This is a genomic window from Marinicella sediminis (assembly GCF_002000055.1).
GTDB lineage: Bacteria > Pseudomonadota > Gammaproteobacteria > Xanthomonadales > Marinicellaceae > Marinicella > Marinicella sediminis.
In genome coordinates this window covers 1-16,018 of record NZ_MVBD01000007.1, presented here as the reverse complement: position 1 = coordinate 16,018, position 16,018 = coordinate 1, and the positions used below count along the sequence as shown (strand labels likewise).

The window sequence follows — 16,018 nt, the reverse complement described above, 5'->3', positions numbered from 1 at the left end:
TTGTGGGACTCTACAAATGGTTCTTTAAAAAAATGACAGGGATAGCACTTGTTGATCCAGATCCGAATTTTGTTCCGGAAAGAAATGATGCTGAAGAGTATCTCGATCAAGACCCAAGCTGGCCTAAACTTGTTGAAGGTAAATGCTATTTAACTGATTCATCAAGTGATGATCAGCATGAGTTTTACTGGGTGATTGGTGAATGAGAACTACCAGATTTCAATAAATCAATTTTACTCGAATGTAAAGATGGAGTGCTTATAGAGTCTGGGCTAAATAAAAAAGAAGAGTTTCCCGAGCAAATAAAAGTATGGGTAAATCCTGCTGTTCATGAATATTACCAGGTAAATAAGATTGAAGAAACTTAACAAATCATTCAAGCCGTGTGTGCAATCAGCAGGCACACACCCGGACCCAAGCAAACAGCACACATGGCTGCATGATGTTCTCATCTCACCTTATCCTGTGAGCACATTCAATTCGGTGAAGTGCCGGCACTTCAGCTGAACGGCGATAGGTACACCACAGCTCAGCAGATTTGTTTATTTGCTCTTTAAAGCAGCACGGCGTCACAAAAACCGCCTCAATGGATAGGCACCACTGGTCAGCCTGTGCTATGTTTTATTTAATCCAAAGATTCTGATGAGACCGATGAAACGATTGCTGTTTGTGTTGCTGCTGTTGGCGGCGGGTACTGCTCATGCCTGCGATACCCTCAGTCGGTTTGGTTTTGAGTTCAACGATGATTTACCGGTGTTGTGCAATTTCACCGGATTAACTTCTGACCGGCATGTCTCCAGGACCTTGGGGACCACAGCATCAAATCAGGGTTACTATGAATACCTGCCACCAGGATATGATCAGGATGCGCAGGCATACCCTCTGCTGGTATTCATCCACGGGTTGGGCGAGAACGGCGATGGTGACAGCCAGATCGATGATTTGCTGAGTACTGGCATACCTCGTCTGATAGCTGATGATGAATGGCAGGAGGACTTGCCGTTTGTGGTGTTGTCGCCGCAGAATTCTTTGGGTGGTTGTACCCGCGCATCAAGCATTTTTGATTTCATTCAGTTCGCCAAAACTGAATACCGCATCAATCCCAAACGGGTTTATCTGACCGGTCTCAGTTGTGGCGCCATAGGTAGTTGGAATTACCTGGCCGCACACACCAACAACCAGATTGCTGCGGTGGTGCCCATCGCCGGAAACGGTAACTCAGCGTATAACTCAGCGGGTTGTGAGTTGAACCGGGTACCGATCTGGGCCTTTCATGGCGATGCCGATGGCACCGTCGGCGTGGGCGGTACCACTGGTCCGATTAACAACCTGCTCAGTTGCACCGACCCGGCGCCAATTGACACGCGCATGGTGATTTATCCGGGGGTGGGTCACAACTCCTGGCAACGGACCTATGATTTGTCAGCCGGACATGACATCTATGACTGGTTCCTGGGCTATAAAAACCCAGCGATTACTGATCCTGAGCCGTTGGCGACCGGTCGGGATGTCGAGGTGGATTTTGGGATCCAGGCCGGTGCCACTGCGGTACCCTGGAACAACCTTCATAACACCGCCGGTTCAACCATCCAGCTGACCGATGATCAGGCCACTGTCACCACCGTCAGTGTGGTCATCAGTGATGCATTCAATGGCACCAACCAAAATGGCATAGCCGCCAATGGAGTGGGTGTGCCGGAATCCGTCACCGCGGACAATTTCTGGGTCGGTTCATTTGATGGTCACGCAGCAGCGTTACTGGAGTCAGCCACAGTGGAGATTGCAGGTTTGGATGCGTTGGCGACCTATCGCCTTGAACTTTACGCCAGCCGTTCAGGCAATGATGGTGGCAACGGACGCCTTACCCGCTACACCATCGATGGCCAGTTCGAAGACCTGGAAGTGTCCGATAACACCACCGGTAGTGTGGTATTCGATGGTCTGACCGGCAGTGATACAATTGAGTTGTCCATTGATGTGAGCCCATCCGGGACCGGACGCTTTGCCTACCTCAGTGGCTTGACCCTGTCGAGAACAGATTGAAGGTAACCGCGGCTTAGCCCTGATCTGGGGTCATGAAAAGTCCGTGAAGCTGTTGGATCCAGTCACTGTACCATGTTCTGACTGACGCCTGATAGGCTGAAGGCCCGGGTATGGCCTCCAGCTTTGATCCTGATTGGAAAGAACGCTGGTGGTCTTATTCAAAATCATCCAGGAAAATCGCATCCGCAGCCCAAATGGGTTGTTGGTAGAGGTGAACTTCACGATGTCCCGGGTGACCGGTGCGTCCTGTGAGGGTGCCATGGTCAGCAATAAAAACCACACCTACCTCTGGAGACGTGCTGGTTAAGTTAGAGCGGATTTGAATGCCATCTTTGGCTTCATCGACCGTTTCCTGGCCGTTGATCAATTTTGAGATGATTGCCCGATTCAGGTTAGCGGTGTCAACCAGCACCACGTCTTTGTTGCCATCGGTGTCATTGGCGAATTCAGGTGTGATGACACCAGCAATGACATTATCATCGCCATTGGCTTGTGCATCACTGAATACATACGTGAGGTAACGTCCGGTATTGGACACTGCAATGCTGGTGATGCTGCTGGTCCCTGCAGAGGTCAGTGGTGTACCGTGTTCATTCAGCGAGACCAAAGTGTGTTCCTGTGATTGGCGGTCATACAACAGGACTTGTGCTACGTGGGCATCGGTGTAGTTATCAGTGGTCAGGTTATCCGCCTCGGTGATGAATGCCACCCATTGCCCATCATCAGAAATGGCTGGTGCGAAGCTTTGATCATTGGCCTGGGTACCGTCACTGGTTGCTGTGATCAGAATGGTACCGGTCGCAGTGCCGAATTGTTTGAGAAATACGTCGGCTTTTCCGTTGTTGTCATTGGCCACAATGTTGTCATTATCTGAAGTGTAAACCACCAAAACTTCATTGCCTGTTCCGCCCAGGTCAAAGTCCGCTGCACCCGCAGCGTCGCCATTCAGGTCTTCACTGACCAATACCACATTGCCGTTATTGGGGTTGTAGACGTAGACATCCAGTTGGCCATTGGTATCGTTGACTGATAAGTCATCAAAGGTGGTGAACGCCACCGCCCCCAGGTCGCTCACCAGGCTTTCTTGTCCTGCTTCGATGGCTAAAAACGTGTCGGTTTGCAGATCATAGCGATAAATCAGAACACTGCCGATTGGGGAGGTCCCGTCAGGTGGTAAGTGTTGAGTGCGAAAGGTGATGTAACGACCTGATGGTGATATGTCATGTTCGGATGAAATGATGTTTGAAGCAATGCGGCTCATAGCGTTGGTACTGCGGTCCAACAGGAATAAGTCCACAGTTTCAGCGATGGGTTCAGGTACCAGGTTAGGCGACAAGGATGAAAACACAATGCTGTTCAGGTCAGTGCTGGTTTTTACGTGAATGGCATCGTCCATCAACGTTTCCGGGGGGAATGCCGCTACATGTTGTTGTGTCACATCACCGGTGTTGAAATCGTGAAGATAAATAGACATGTTTTTACCGTACACAGGCTCATTGTTATAATCACTGGCCACTGATCTGAAAATCAACAGATCTGACAGAAAACCAAATTGAGGCTCATAACTGTGGTCATTGACTTTCAATCCCAGCTCATTTTGAGACACCAGTGATATTGCTCCCGTAGCAGTTGCATAGCTGTACATGTCATAACTTTGGTTCACATCTGCTGGAAACAGCTCATCTGAATATTCAGTGAACACCACCCGGTTACCATCGCCGCTGATGGCCACATCGTTAAAGTTATTGGTGCCGGTCATTTCATTGCCCAATGCATCTACATTGATGCGTGTGACCAGCCCGTTGTCAAACCAAAACACATCCAGGCGATTGTTGTTGTCATTGGCAACGAGGTCGTCCTGATTTGAAGTGAAAGCCACGGTTTCCTGGTTGCTGATTTGTCCTTGAAATCCCGTGAAACTGGTGTCTGAAGAACTGTCTCCGGAAGGCGTGACATTCACCAATGATCTGGAGTCATCCACCCGGTCCAGCGAGAACAGGTTTTCGCCTGAATTGTTGATCACGGCAGCACTCAGATTATCGGCCCTCGATTTGAGCAGCAGGTATCGCCCGCTACCAGAAACATGTTCCAGATAGGTGTTGTCATCTGCGACTTCAGTGCCACTCAGTGACGTGCTCAACAGGGTATAGCTGTCATCAGTCAAATCCTTAAGATACACCTGGGTACTGAATGTTCCCACATGCAATGGGTCAATTTCTCCGTTGGTGCTGAAGATAACGGACAAGCCATCATCATGAAGATAAACATGTCCCGAGTTAACAGTGAATAAATCACCTGATCCAAAGTTGCTCTCATTGCTGAGTACACCGGTGACCAGGTCTTTCACAAATAATTGGTGGTCATCTCCGTTACCACCAGGGTATTCAGGAGCAACACTGACAAACGCCACATAACGACCATCAGATGAGGGTTTGGAGAATCTGGTGATGCCTTCAGTTGAAGCTTGTGCTCCACTGGCTGTTACAGACACCAATTCGGTGATGCCTGTCTGGGTGTCTCTGATGAACAAGTCTTCGATGTGGTTGAAGTCATCCAATACGAGGTTATTGGCCCTGCTGACAAAGCTGATGTAACGGCTGTTGGTGGATACTTTGACTTGCTCTGCTTCGTTATCGGGCAGCAGGCCAACATCCACAGATGGCTCAGACAACCAATACAATTCACTTGCCGCTGTATTTCCGACATAAGCATGCATCACCCAAATCGCAGTAAAAATTCTGATAATCAATGACATCACATGAGTTCCTTCAAAAGGAAATCATTGTAGGAGTTGGCTAGATTTGAATAATGAATAAACAATGAATTAATTCTGAAAAATGAATGATCTTGGGGTTGTTCAGCCAATGTTCGAAACAAAAGTCAGCCGGTTCAATTTTTTCGGTCCATTCCGGTTCATGGTCTGACAGGTCTGGTTATGTGCATTTGCCTGCGACTGATCAACCATGACGGTGCAGCACCCTGGCTGTGACAAACCGTATGATGACATCATCTGCCTGATTCAATAGGAATGACCTTAGGGCTTCATTCACTTTTGTTCCTGACCAAAGTGAAAGCTGACTCTACGGATGGAGGAGTTAGGGTTTCGTCTGGAACAGAGACCGAGGCCACGGCGATCATGCCAAGTAATCAATCGCTCGAGTCTCTGATTCGCTTTCGCTCACGGCTTATTGATCATTCCATTATGGCTTCCTGACTTCGTCAAACCGCCATATCTGCATGATCTGCCTAACCGTTTCGGCGGGTCGAGCTGATCATCAGCTCTTCCCTGTATAGCTAATTGACCGTATTTAGCAAAAAAATGCCTGCAGTTTTCAGGCCTTACCATACAGCCTTTAGGATATACTTGTTTATCTGTTATTCAGCGCCCTGGGTGATAATGACTGATCTTGATTTTTACCCCTGGTATTGCTCAGTGAAATGAATAGAGTAGAAACACATAATTCTGTGTGAATTGCCTGTTTTATATAAAGCAAAAAAATGCTGTGCAACTCAGTTGTCTTCGTACCTATGCATTACAAATCAATGAGACCTGACCAATATAAAAAACTGACTGAATTGGTTGCCAATGCACTGGAACTACCAAACCATCGTAGATCTGCATACCTTGATAAAGAATGTGGTGATGATGTTGAGTTGCGTTATGAAGTTGAGGCTTTACTGAATCAAAGTATCCATGCTGATTTCCTGGAACAAAACGCATTATCATTAGGTTCAACAGATTTTCCAAAACCACAACTCAAAAGTCGCATCGGTAAAATACAATTGGACCAACTGATAGCCACTGGAGGAATGGGAGAGGTCTATTCTGGTCTCGACACAGTGCTTAAAAGGCGAGTAGCCGTGAAGGTCATCAAAGCAGGACTCCACTTATCCTCTAAGGGCAAATCTGATTTCTTAAATGAAGCCCAGATTTTATCTAGTTTGCAGCATCCCAATATATGCCAGGTTTTTGAATTCTTTGAAAATGACAACAAAGACATTTTGGTACTTGAGTTAATTGAAGGACAAACCCTGCGACAACGATTGGAAGAGCAACGAAATATAGATGGTCTAAATGTTGCAAAGCAGATTGTTGACGCTCTTGTGGTGGCACATGAACGAGGGATTATTCACAGAGATTTGAAGCCTGAGAACATCATGATCACAGATGAGGGTCAAGTGAAAATTCTGGACTTCGGCTTGGCAAGGTTTACAGAATTTTCGGACTCAAATCCAGTCCATGCCACCCGTCAACAAACTGTTCAACACACCCAGATAGCTGGGACTCCAGGTTACATGTCCCCCGAACAAAGCCTGGGTCAACAGACCACCACTGCCACAGACTTGTGGAGTTTTGGGATTTTGTTGTGTGAATTGCTCTCTGGAAGTCAGCCCCATCCCAAAAATTCTTCAGCAGACGAATTGCTTGCAAGAACCCAGGCAGCGCAATTTAAAATACCCAAAAGAATACCATCAGCTGAGTCCAAACTGATTCAAAGTTTACTGAATGCGAATGCCGAAGGGCGACCATCAGCGAGAAGCACACTGGCCGAAATCACACGGATTCAAAATTTTCCAAAACGCAGAAACAGATGGATACTTGGTTTTAGTTTGCTCACATTGGCATTATTCTCTGGCTGGAAATATACAACTGATTTGCAACATCAGACCAATAAGGCCAATGCAGCACGTATAGAGGCAGAAAAATTGGCCAGTTTTATGTTGCATGACTTACACCCACAATTACGTGCTTTGGGCAAACTCGGGTTGTTAGAATCCACCGCCTCAGAAACCCTGTCTTATTATAACAATTTAGACCCTGAACAAAGTCAAAAAACGCATGACAAACAAGCACTTGCTTTGATTAAAATTGCCTCTGTTTTTGATGACCAGGGACATACGGAAAAAGCATTAGAAACATATAAGAAAGCAAGGCAAATTTTAATTCAGCTCAATAAGTCCAACCCAGATGATCATGTGGTTCTGTTGCGGCTTGGACAAGCTCACATGAATATTGGCGAGTTGTTAACCATTATCGGTGATTTTGATGCTGCACTGCCAGAATTGAAAATAGCCATTGAGGTGGGTAAAAAATTAACCACAGACACACCCCCAGAAAATACATCTGAAAATGAACCAAGCACTCACGACCGTTGGTGGCTGCATTTACGCGCAACTTACATGATTACTGACACTTACAGGCGCAAAGGTGAGTTAGATTCTGCTTTGTCACTGTTATCAAAAATCACTCCAGTGGCCAAAGATGCAGCCGCCAAATTGCCTTCCTTGTTACCAAACTACGCTGACATCATTTATATGAAATGTAATACGCTGTATCAGTTAAAGATTGACCAACAAGTGCTCAAGGCTTGTACTGAAATGGCTCAGCTCAGTGAGCAAGCACTGCAACAAGCACCTGATGAATTTCGGCTGAACTTTAATCATTCGATTGATCTTGGATTTTTGGCTGGGCTTTACCGAAATATGAATCAACCTGAAAAAGCCATTGAAAACATAAACAAAGCACTGGCCATCAGTCGCAAACTGAACCAATGGGATCCAGACAATCAGTCCACAGAAAATGATATGATAAGTAACATGAACATCAAAGGACAACTGTTGTTTGAACAGGGTGAGGTTGCAGCCAGTAATGAAATTTTTAATGACGCTTACCAAAGAATCATTCGATTGACTGAGAAAAACGAAGAGCTGCATTTTGTTCACAACAAGCTACATGCAGAAATCTACTTAAACAAACTGCAGGCAGCACAAAAAACAGCTGATTTTATGCGCTCAAAAGGCATGAAGACACGAGACCTGCTTGAGTTGTTTGAAGAGTTAGATCGAAGGCAAAAGCAACAAAACAATGACTGATGACAACATTCAGGTAACCCAACTCCTTAACCGTTGGCAAGGAGGAGACCAACGTGCTTTGGAAAAACTGATTCCACAGGTTTACTCAGAGTTACATCGCCTGGCCAAAATCCAGCTTAAGAGAAACAAGAAAAACAACATTCAGTGTACCGAATTGATCTCTGAAGCATATTTACGGCTGGTTGATATAAACAGTGTGGATTGGCAAAACCGAACCCACTTTTTTTCGATGGCAGCCCGTACCATGAGACGAGTTCTTGTTGAACAGTATCGAAAAAACAATGCCAACAAACGGGGCAACAACCAAACCTTGTTAACCTATAAGGACGAATTGCAACAGGCAGATCAAGACATACCACTGGACAACCTCGATAGCGCCTTACAAAAACTTGAACAATTGGATGCCAGACAAGCTGATATCGTTACCATGAAGTTTTTTGGCGGTTTGTCCAATGAGGAAATTGCTGAAGTGCTGTCAGTCTCCAGCAAAACGGTACAAAGAGATTGGTCTGTCGCTAAATTGTGGCTTTTTCGAGCGCTTCAATAATCAAACCCAAGACATTTGCCTTGGGTTTGGTTAAAAATTGACAATCAGACTTTTATTGCCAGTTGCCTTGGTCCCAGTTCATTTCGTCCCAGTTATTACTGCCATCAGCACAATCAACGACCAATGTATTGGCGCCTCCTGGTGCCATGGTTCCCGAGTTACCCTGCAAGGTACAGCTTTGACCAATTGGCTGAGTGTTGATCGCAACAGTCCAACTGAAACCAATATCGACTTCTCCAAAGAATGTAAATGATCCGTTTTCATCGATGGTCAGAAACTCCAGGTTCGGTCCATGATTCAGTTGTAAACTCAAACCAGAAGCTGTCAATCCATTAACCGTGCCTGAAACCAACCCCCGGTTCTCAAAGCCGGCTTTAAAGATCAAATCTCCGGCATATACTGGCTGAGTCATTAAACAAAGAAGCATGATGTATTTATTCATGGTCATCTCCTCAGTTGTCTTCAGTCAAAGATCCACCAGTCCAATCAAAATCATCTGAGGCAGATCGGTTTTGACCGCCGCTGACCGTAGCGCCGGGCGCACTGGAAACATTTTGTACACCGCCACTGACTGTCGCTCCAACGCCGGTAGCCTGATTGTCAGCCCCGCCGGTAACTGATGAAATAGCGCCTGATGCCACATTGTCTTCACCTGCTGTAACCGATGCCATATCGCCCGATGCGATATTCTCAGTTCCACCCAGAATTGATGTGGCAATACCAGATGCGAAATTAGCACTTCCGCCAGTTACAGATGACACAAATCCAGCAGCTACATTACCTCCTCCTCCGCTGATTGTTGAGCTTTCACCTGATGCCTCATTTGCGCTACCACCACTCACTGATGATAATAACCCCGATGCTGTATTTAAGGTTCCGCCGTTTACAGTTGATTGGAATCCGGATGTGGCATTTTGAGTACCACCACTGATGGTTGATTCAACGCCTGATGCTCTGTTATTCCGACCACCCAAAACGGATGCAAATGAACCGTCGGAATAATTACTGTTACCCAGTACGACGGTATAATTTTGATTTGAAATATTTGACTGACCTAGAATAATGGATGCATTGTTATCAAAAGAGTTATCTTTGCCTAAAATCAAATTGTGTGAACCTGAAAAAACATAATTGTCCCATACGCCACCTGCGAACTCACAATCTACTTGGTTTTCATGCGTTGGGATGTTACAAAAAAAGTCTGCATTACCCTCATTTTCATTGTAACCAATGATTAAGTTACCCTTTTGGTTTTTGATTAAGGAGTTGTTTGTGCCATTGATGATTTGCACATTGACATCTTCAAAAATGGCAGTATCCACACCATTAAAAGTACCACTTTTTAATTGACCATCTAATGCCAAAACAGAATTACCTTCAATGGCCTCTAGCCTGGTTTCCAATTCATCTATTTTCGCCATCAAAGCTGCAAAATTTGCATTCACCTCACTGGCCTTAGCTGGCGTATTGGGTGAAAAAGTATGTGGCACCGAAACCCCACCGGCGTAAACCCAGTTGCTCAATGCCACCATTACAAGCGTTAGAATCAGTTTTTTCATGTTGCTTCCTCGTTGATTAAATTTTTAAAAATCGAGCCATGACATGTAAACATCAAAGCCACCTCATCAAGGTATGTGTCAAAACCGATGACAAACGGACATAAAAAAATAATTTAAATGAGTTGTCCCTGATCTTCATCTTTTTACGCATATACATAGACACAATGCTTTGTTTATTTTCAATTGCGCAAGTTTCGAGATCAATCAGAATACACCTCTCTGACTTTAATGACCGGACTTGTCAAACGCTTTGTGAAATTCAAATTACTGGGGGAAGACCATTTTGTTTTTCATCATTGGAACTGTTGCAAAGCATTGTTTTTTTTAAAGGCTTTAAGGGGCCTCTCTAAAAACACCTACTGTGTTTAAACCATCATTCACATGACTGCAAAGCAACCATGAAATTGACAGTTCAATCTAACAACACGGTGAATAAAACATGGGGGACGGCATCAGTTAATGCGCTGAAACAATCGGTCATCAACTGCATTGTTGGTTACTGTTGCAATGTCAGGCCTCACGCATACAACGGAGGAATGATACTTATTGAGTCAGAGCGATAGTTCTGGCGCGAATCTAAAACCGTGGCCAAAATGATTTGACCACTACAGGCTGGGATGGCTGGTTAAGGTTGGCCAATGTGCTTGTTTATCCAATTTGTTATGGAACTGATGCGAACATAGTTTTCAATCCACCCGTATTTTCCTTCTGCGTTCGGGTCTTCGTTTTCATTGGCGTAGTAACCCCTGGAGCTGACACCAGCGATATACATTTGTTTAGCTTTCAATATGAATGCCGGCCCACCACTGTCACCGGGTCCATTCACCCCTTCTTGTTTAAGCGCCTTGCTGGAGTTTGGAGCATCAAAACGGAAAGTCAGGTAATTGTCCTCGATGCCTTCAATTAAATTATGGGCTTTTCTGAATTGTCCATCATTAACCGGCTGGTCTCTGTTTGCCCCAATTTTTCCATTGGCAAAATCACCCCAGCCTAACAACACCACTTCTTGATTGATTTCGTCATGGTTCGAATACAATTGAATCGGCTTGATGTCTTGGACGGGTTGACTTAATTCAATCAACGCAACATCATAGCTCATGTTTTTCGGTTCCATGATGACGTCAATGAGTTGCCCACCCTCATCATGGACTCCCCGCACTTCTCCAAATTCAGGATGAATAATGACTGACTTAACCGGATAATTTTTGTTGTTGATTAAAAACGTATGCGGATTTTTACTGGTTGGATTAATTAACACCGTACAGTGAGCGGCTGTGATGGCCCACTTTGTGTCAATTAATGTAGCCACACATTCTTTTCTTTTTTCATGAATCCGTACTGGAAAGACGGCAGGATAATCACTTTCATTGGCCAGGTATAGTTCTGGATCAACATCATGACGGATGATCATTGACAGTGTGCTTGTTGTAAAAGTGATTGTGAAAAACAACAGTATGATTTTTATTTTCATGCTTTTGAGTATTCAAAAGGTTGTAAGTTATCAGATGGGTTGTAGGATATTGTTAATTCCTCCAACAGCTAAACCACAGGCACATTTAACAGCTTATAATCAACAAACATGTTCGACTGCGCAGACGACTTTTGTTTTGCAGCCTAAGCCGCTTTACTGATTTTTGGGTTGAACCGGTTGTCGGAACTATCGTAAATTGACACTTCAAATCAAATGCTTAAGCTATCCAATGCCGTTGAAATACCTGTAAATCAATGGGGTCAGAGTCATTGATTTGGTTTGATCTTGAAAATTTCCGATATCCACCGATAAAAAAGATCACCGAAGACAGGCACTCCCTAGGAAATATCATTTGACCTGTTCAGGCATATGCCACAGCTTAACCAACTGATCTCTACAAAACCCAGTTTCTTGAATTGAACGGGTCTTTCGGAAGCATAATTGACCAGCAGTTGGAATCATTGGAAAAGCAATCAGTTTAGAGTCACTGTTTTGCTGAGTGGCTACTGATTAATGTCAGCTATTGTTTGTATCAGAATGAAAAATGGGTTTGCGACGTTTGATTCTTTTTCTTTTCATTTCGAAATCAAAGTTCACATGATCATCAATCCATATTTTGATTTTTTTGGCTTTTCTTTTATCTGACAAGCTAAACATGGGCTGAATGCCGCCTTTTCTGAGCTTCAATTTAAAAAAGTATTTCACATAGCTTCCCCCGGATTCATTGGGAATTTGAGTCAGTTGTAATTGGATACCTTTGATGTCAGCATATGGGATCACTTTAGCTGGACGAACCTTGTACTGATATCTTTTGACAATAATACGCTGTTTTACATTGTCAAACTCGACATATCCTGGCCACCAAATGTAAACCAACGATGCCAACAAAATCAAAACATAAACAAAGAAAGGCCATTGATGAAAAAACGGATGGGCACTCCCCATCATGCCAAGCCAAAACACATAAAGCAGGCTCACAAAGATGGTAACCATAAATGATCTATCAAACTTGCCAGAGTGATTTGTGTGTTTAACCCTGAGTCTCCCAATGCCAGGTCTTTCAAGCTTGAGTGACTCCAGACTCAAAAGAATTCGATCATTGAATTTAAACATGGGTAGCAACCCTTTAAACCGAAACCATCATTGTATTCGAGTTTAATCCCGATGTAACACAATCAAGGAATCAGTGGGATAATCAATGGGGTCAAATCAATGCAAATCAATGACTCTGACCCCATTGAATTTTGATTTTTTTGCATGGCGTCAAACCACCCAACCCATCCCACATCATTCGCCATTAGGGATCAGGTATTTTTCGAAAAACAGGATGACGGCTTGCTGATAGACGTCGCGGTTTTCTTTTTTGCGGTAGCCGTGGCCTTCATTCAAGGCATTCATGTACCACACGGTTTGCTCTTTTTCTTCCAGTGCGGCGACAATTTGGTCGGCTTCGGTCACCGGAACCCTGGGGTCATTTTCGCCTTGTACGACAAACATTGGCACATTGATCTTATCAACATTATTCAGGGGGCTGATGTCATTGAGAAATTTGCGCATTTCAGGAATCCGTTCATCGCCATACTCAACCCGCCTCAAGTCGCGGCGGTAATCCTGGGTGTTTTCCAGAAAGGTCACAAAATTCGAAATGCCGACGATGTTCACTGCGGCTTTGAGCCGGTCACTGTAATGCACAGCTGAGGCCAGTACCATATAGCCGCCATAACTGCCGCCATACACAGCCACCCGATCCTGATCAAGGTCATCTTGTTTTTCAATCCAGTTCAACAAAGCACCGATGTCTTTCACCGAATCTTCTCGCTTGAAGCCGTTGTCCATCAGTAAGTAACTTTTACCATAGCCATCGGAGCCGCGGACATTGGGGACCACCACGGCCACGCCCAATTCATCGACCCACATCTGATACGTGCTACTGAACCAGGGTCTGGCCTGTCCTTCCGGTCCGCCATGGATGGAAACCACCACCGGATGAGGCCCTGGCGTTTTGGGTTTATAAATGAAGGCAGGAATCAGTCTGGCTTGACCATTCACCTGGTCAAAAGTGGGGTATGAAATCATTTCAGGCACGACGAAATGGTTGGTGTTCAAACCACCTACTTCACTGTAGGTCCAGCGGGTCAGATCGCCTTTTTTCAATGGGTTTTTCTTCAGGTCAATGACATAGGTGTCGCTGGGGGTTTGCGCCGTATTGATGGTGATGGCCAACTTGTCGCCGCGGTCATTGAATTCAAAGCCACCAAACACACCCAAGGGCATGCCATCCACCTTGGCATGGGTTTGATTTTTGACGTCCATCAAATACAGCTGCGAACGCCCATTCTCGTTGCTACTGAAAGCGGCCCGGCGCCCATCTTTGCTGATCGCCATGTCATCGATGTCCCAGGGAATGGCGGCTGAAATAATGACGGGCTTAGCGGTTGGGTCGGCCAATGATTTCCAGGCCAATTGCGAAAATTCACTGTATTGATCAGTGATGAAGAAAAAACCGTTGTTCAGGTCATCAAAAGCGATGGGTAAATTGGTGCTTTTGCGGTCTTTGGTTTGAACCAAAGGGGTCAGTTTTTTATCCTCAAGGTTCAACAAGTGGACCCCTGACTGGTTGGCACTGACATAGTTGGCCACCAGCACCTGCTTGTCATCGGCGCTGAAATCGGTCACACCCCACCAACTGCCATCCGGAGATTCCAGGATCATGTCAGCGGTTTCGGGGTTGTCGGGATTGATGATCCACAGGTCATTGGATGCGCCATTGCGGCGGGTGCTTTGATACGCCATGGCGGTGCCGGTGTTGTTCCATACCACGGCCCCATTACGTGACTCACCATCGCTGATCATGCGGCTGTCGCCCGTGTTGGGGTCCAACACAAAGATTTGTGCAAATTCGCTGCCGCCGGCGTCCATGGTGAAACTCAATTCAGTACTGTCCGGCTTTTTGCTGACCGAACCAATCGGCTCATCAAAAAACGTCATTTGATATCGGGTGCCACCGGCCTGACTGACCAGGTGTAACTGCGAAACGTCACCAAAACGGGTGCGTATGTAAATGCTTTGGTCATCATCGGCCCAGTCAACAAACCCAGCTGAGCGGATGTTTTGGTAGCGATTCAGCTCGGCTTTGATTTCGACAGGAATGGGCGGCATGTTTTGCAACACCAAATTACCGTTGTTCAGTGTGCTTTGTTTGGCAGACGCCACCGGCGTCAAAACCAGAGAAAATAGGATGAAGAATTGTTTGATTGGTCGCATCATGAGTGGCTCAAAAAATTTAATCAACTCAATATACCAACGACCGCACCATTTACATGTGCATATAGACACATTTATGGCATATAAAGTATTTCGGGTGCATCAGGATTAATGAAGTAAGAGGACAGGCATTAGCCAGAGAGACCAGTTCATGACATTGAACTGGTTTTTGAATGGAAAAAATAAATAAAGCAGGAATCAGAGGAGTATTATTGGCCAATAAACTCAGAAGTGATGAATGAAACTGAAAATGGTTTTATTGGAATTCTTTCCATTTAGGAGAGACTTCAAGAGAGGAATAGAAATCAGTCATCCGGCCAAGCAAAGCCACAAAACCAGTTGAAAATGAATGTGTCACTTTTCCCTTCACCTAGGGGCCTCATTTTTTAGATTGATTGAAATATCAGTCCAAGTGTTAGTGGAGATATTAATTTAACAGATGATAAAAAGGCCCGCAATGTAATGCAAGGCCTTTCAGTTTCATTGAACTTGACGCGTCAAGTGACGTGAAACGACACATAAGATGAGATTCTCAAGGTAAAAAAAACAATAACTTACAAGCCTATAAGACTCATAAAATGAGATTCAAAGACGCTTAACATGAGATTACTTATAATTTGGGACGCATAAATTGAGATTTTATCTTTTCAGCGGGAGTTAAATTTGTAGGTCGTATCAATTCCATGTTCTTGGAGGTGCTTTTCTACGAGGTTGACATATTCATCTGCCAATTTATAAAAAGACACCCAATTATCATTGGCGGGATATCTTTTCATATGCTTCCTGGCTCTTCTAATGAATGTATTAATGGGTTTTGAATTTTTTGATAAATAACATGCTGTGATATTGTTTAGGTAACAAATAAGGGTATACTCAGTTTTATTCCGTCGAAACCCTTCACATAGAAGGGTATCTGTTGAATTCAATTGAATTTGTAGTCTGTCAATTTCGTTGCAAGAAAATATTGGCATTAAATTTTAGTCAGTAAAACGGAGTTTTTAATAATCAGATCATATCACTTAATTAAATTATTTATTTTGACTCTTGTTGTTTGATTGCTGCCAAATAGACCAAATTTCCTTACCTACTTCGTTATACCTTGACCTTGGACCTGCCGTAGATTGACCTTTCCCCTAAAAACATTGACCTTTCCCCTAAAAACAGTACCACTATAAATTAGAAAAATCTGGCAAAATTAACCAAAGAAAAGAGGTTTTGTCATGAAGAAATCGAAGTTTACAGAAGAACAAATTGCATTCG

At 44.5% G+C, this 16,018-nt stretch carries 10 protein-coding genes; 4 read left to right on the top strand and 6 right to left on the bottom strand.

All coding sequences use genetic code 11. The annotated features are described in order from the left end of the window. The first annotated feature begins 2 nt into the window (after positions 1 to 2). Positions 3 to 206, top strand: coding sequence for a hypothetical protein (locus B0475_RS17665; RefSeq protein WP_157892868.1), 204 nt, complete (start codon positions 3 to 5; stop codon positions 204 to 206). Between the two features lie 445 nt (positions 207 to 651). Next, positions 652 to 2,043, top strand: a complete 1,392-nt coding sequence (locus B0475_RS17480; protein ID WP_157892867.1) for a carboxylesterase family protein — start codon at positions 652 to 654, stop codon at positions 2,041 to 2,043. A 154-nt stretch (positions 2,044 to 2,197) separates the two neighbouring features. Here the strand turns inward: B0475_RS17480 and B0475_RS10635 are convergent, their stop codons facing one another. Then, complete coding sequence (locus B0475_RS10635; protein ID WP_077411840.1) at positions 2,198 to 4,798, bottom strand: TolB-like translocation protein; 2,601 nt, start codon at positions 4,796 to 4,798, stop codon at positions 2,198 to 2,200. Positions 4,799 to 5,586: 788 nt separating this feature from the next. Here B0475_RS10635 and B0475_RS10630 point away from each other — a divergent pair. Together B0475_RS10630 and B0475_RS10625 are read left to right on the top strand one after the other, a co-directional pair. After that, positions 5,587 to 7,917, top strand: coding sequence for a serine/threonine protein kinase (locus B0475_RS10630; RefSeq protein ID WP_198538210.1), 2,331 nt, complete (start codon positions 5,587 to 5,589; stop codon positions 7,915 to 7,917). Beyond that, positions 7,910 to 8,464, top strand: coding sequence for an ECF-type sigma factor (locus B0475_RS10625; protein ID WP_077411838.1), 555 nt, complete (start codon positions 7,910 to 7,912; stop codon positions 8,462 to 8,464). The genes B0475_RS10630 and B0475_RS10625 overlap by 8 nt, the downstream gene beginning before the upstream one ends. 52 nt (positions 8,465 to 8,516) lie before the next feature. Here the strand turns inward: B0475_RS10625 and B0475_RS10620 are convergent, their stop codons facing one another. The 5 genes from B0475_RS10620 to B0475_RS10600 form a co-directional block, all read right to left on the bottom strand. Further along, the gene (locus tag B0475_RS10620) at positions 8,517 to 8,906 is read right to left on the bottom strand and encodes a hypothetical protein (protein WP_157892865.1); all 390 of its coding nucleotides are present in this window, start codon (positions 8,904 to 8,906) and stop codon (positions 8,517 to 8,519) included. Between the two features lie 10 nt (positions 8,907 to 8,916). Beyond that, complete coding sequence (locus B0475_RS10615; protein ID WP_157892864.1) at positions 8,917 to 10,023, bottom strand: hypothetical protein; 1,107 nt, start codon at positions 10,021 to 10,023, stop codon at positions 8,917 to 8,919. Positions 10,024 to 10,648: 625 nt separating this feature from the next. Continuing rightward, positions 10,649 to 11,434 carry a S1 family peptidase gene (locus B0475_RS10610; protein ID WP_157892863.1) on the bottom strand — a complete coding sequence of 262 codons (786 nt, stop codon included), beginning with the start codon at positions 11,432 to 11,434 and terminating at the stop codon, positions 10,649 to 10,651. A gap of 576 nt (positions 11,435 to 12,010) precedes the next feature. Beyond that, complete coding sequence (locus tag B0475_RS10605) at positions 12,011 to 12,607, bottom strand: hypothetical protein (protein ID WP_157892862.1); 597 nt, start codon at positions 12,605 to 12,607, stop codon at positions 12,011 to 12,013. A 174-nt stretch (positions 12,608 to 12,781) separates the two neighbouring features. Continuing rightward, positions 12,782 to 14,761, bottom strand: coding sequence for a S9 family peptidase (locus tag B0475_RS10600; protein WP_198538209.1), 1,980 nt, complete (start codon positions 14,759 to 14,761; stop codon positions 12,782 to 12,784). Positions 14,762 to 16,018 lie beyond the last annotated feature (1,257 nt).

Excerpts from the sequence above, each read along its gene's own strand:
- B0475_RS10630 (WP_198538210.1), top strand. The coding sequence starts at position 5,587 with ATGAGACCTGACCAATATAAAAAACTGACTGAATTGGTTGCCAATGCA.
- B0475_RS10610 (WP_157892863.1), bottom strand. The coding sequence starts at position 11,434 with ATGATCATCCGTCATGATGTTGATCCAGAACTATACCTGGCCAATGAA.
- B0475_RS10620 (WP_157892865.1), bottom strand. The coding sequence starts at position 8,906 with ATGAATAAATACATCATGCTTCTTTGTTTAATGACTCAGCCAGTATAT.
- B0475_RS10625 (WP_077411838.1), top strand. The coding sequence starts at position 7,910 with ATGACTGATGACAACATTCAGGTAACCCAACTCCTTAACCGTTGGCAA.
- B0475_RS10600 (WP_198538209.1), bottom strand. The coding sequence starts at position 14,761 with ATGATGCGACCAATCAAACAATTCTTCATCCTATTTTCTCTGGTTTTG.
- B0475_RS10615 (WP_157892864.1), bottom strand. The coding sequence starts at position 10,023 with ATGAAAAAACTGATTCTAACGCTTGTAATGGTGGCATTGAGCAACTGG.
- B0475_RS10605 (WP_157892862.1), bottom strand. The coding sequence starts at position 12,607 with ATGTTTAAATTCAATGATCGAATTCTTTTGAGTCTGGAGTCACTCAAG.
- B0475_RS17480 (WP_157892867.1), top strand. The coding sequence starts at position 652 with ATGAAACGATTGCTGTTTGTGTTGCTGCTGTTGGCGGCGGGTACTGCT.
- B0475_RS10635 (WP_077411840.1), bottom strand. The coding sequence starts at position 4,798 with ATGTCATTGATTATCAGAATTTTTACTGCGATTTGGGTGATGCATGCT.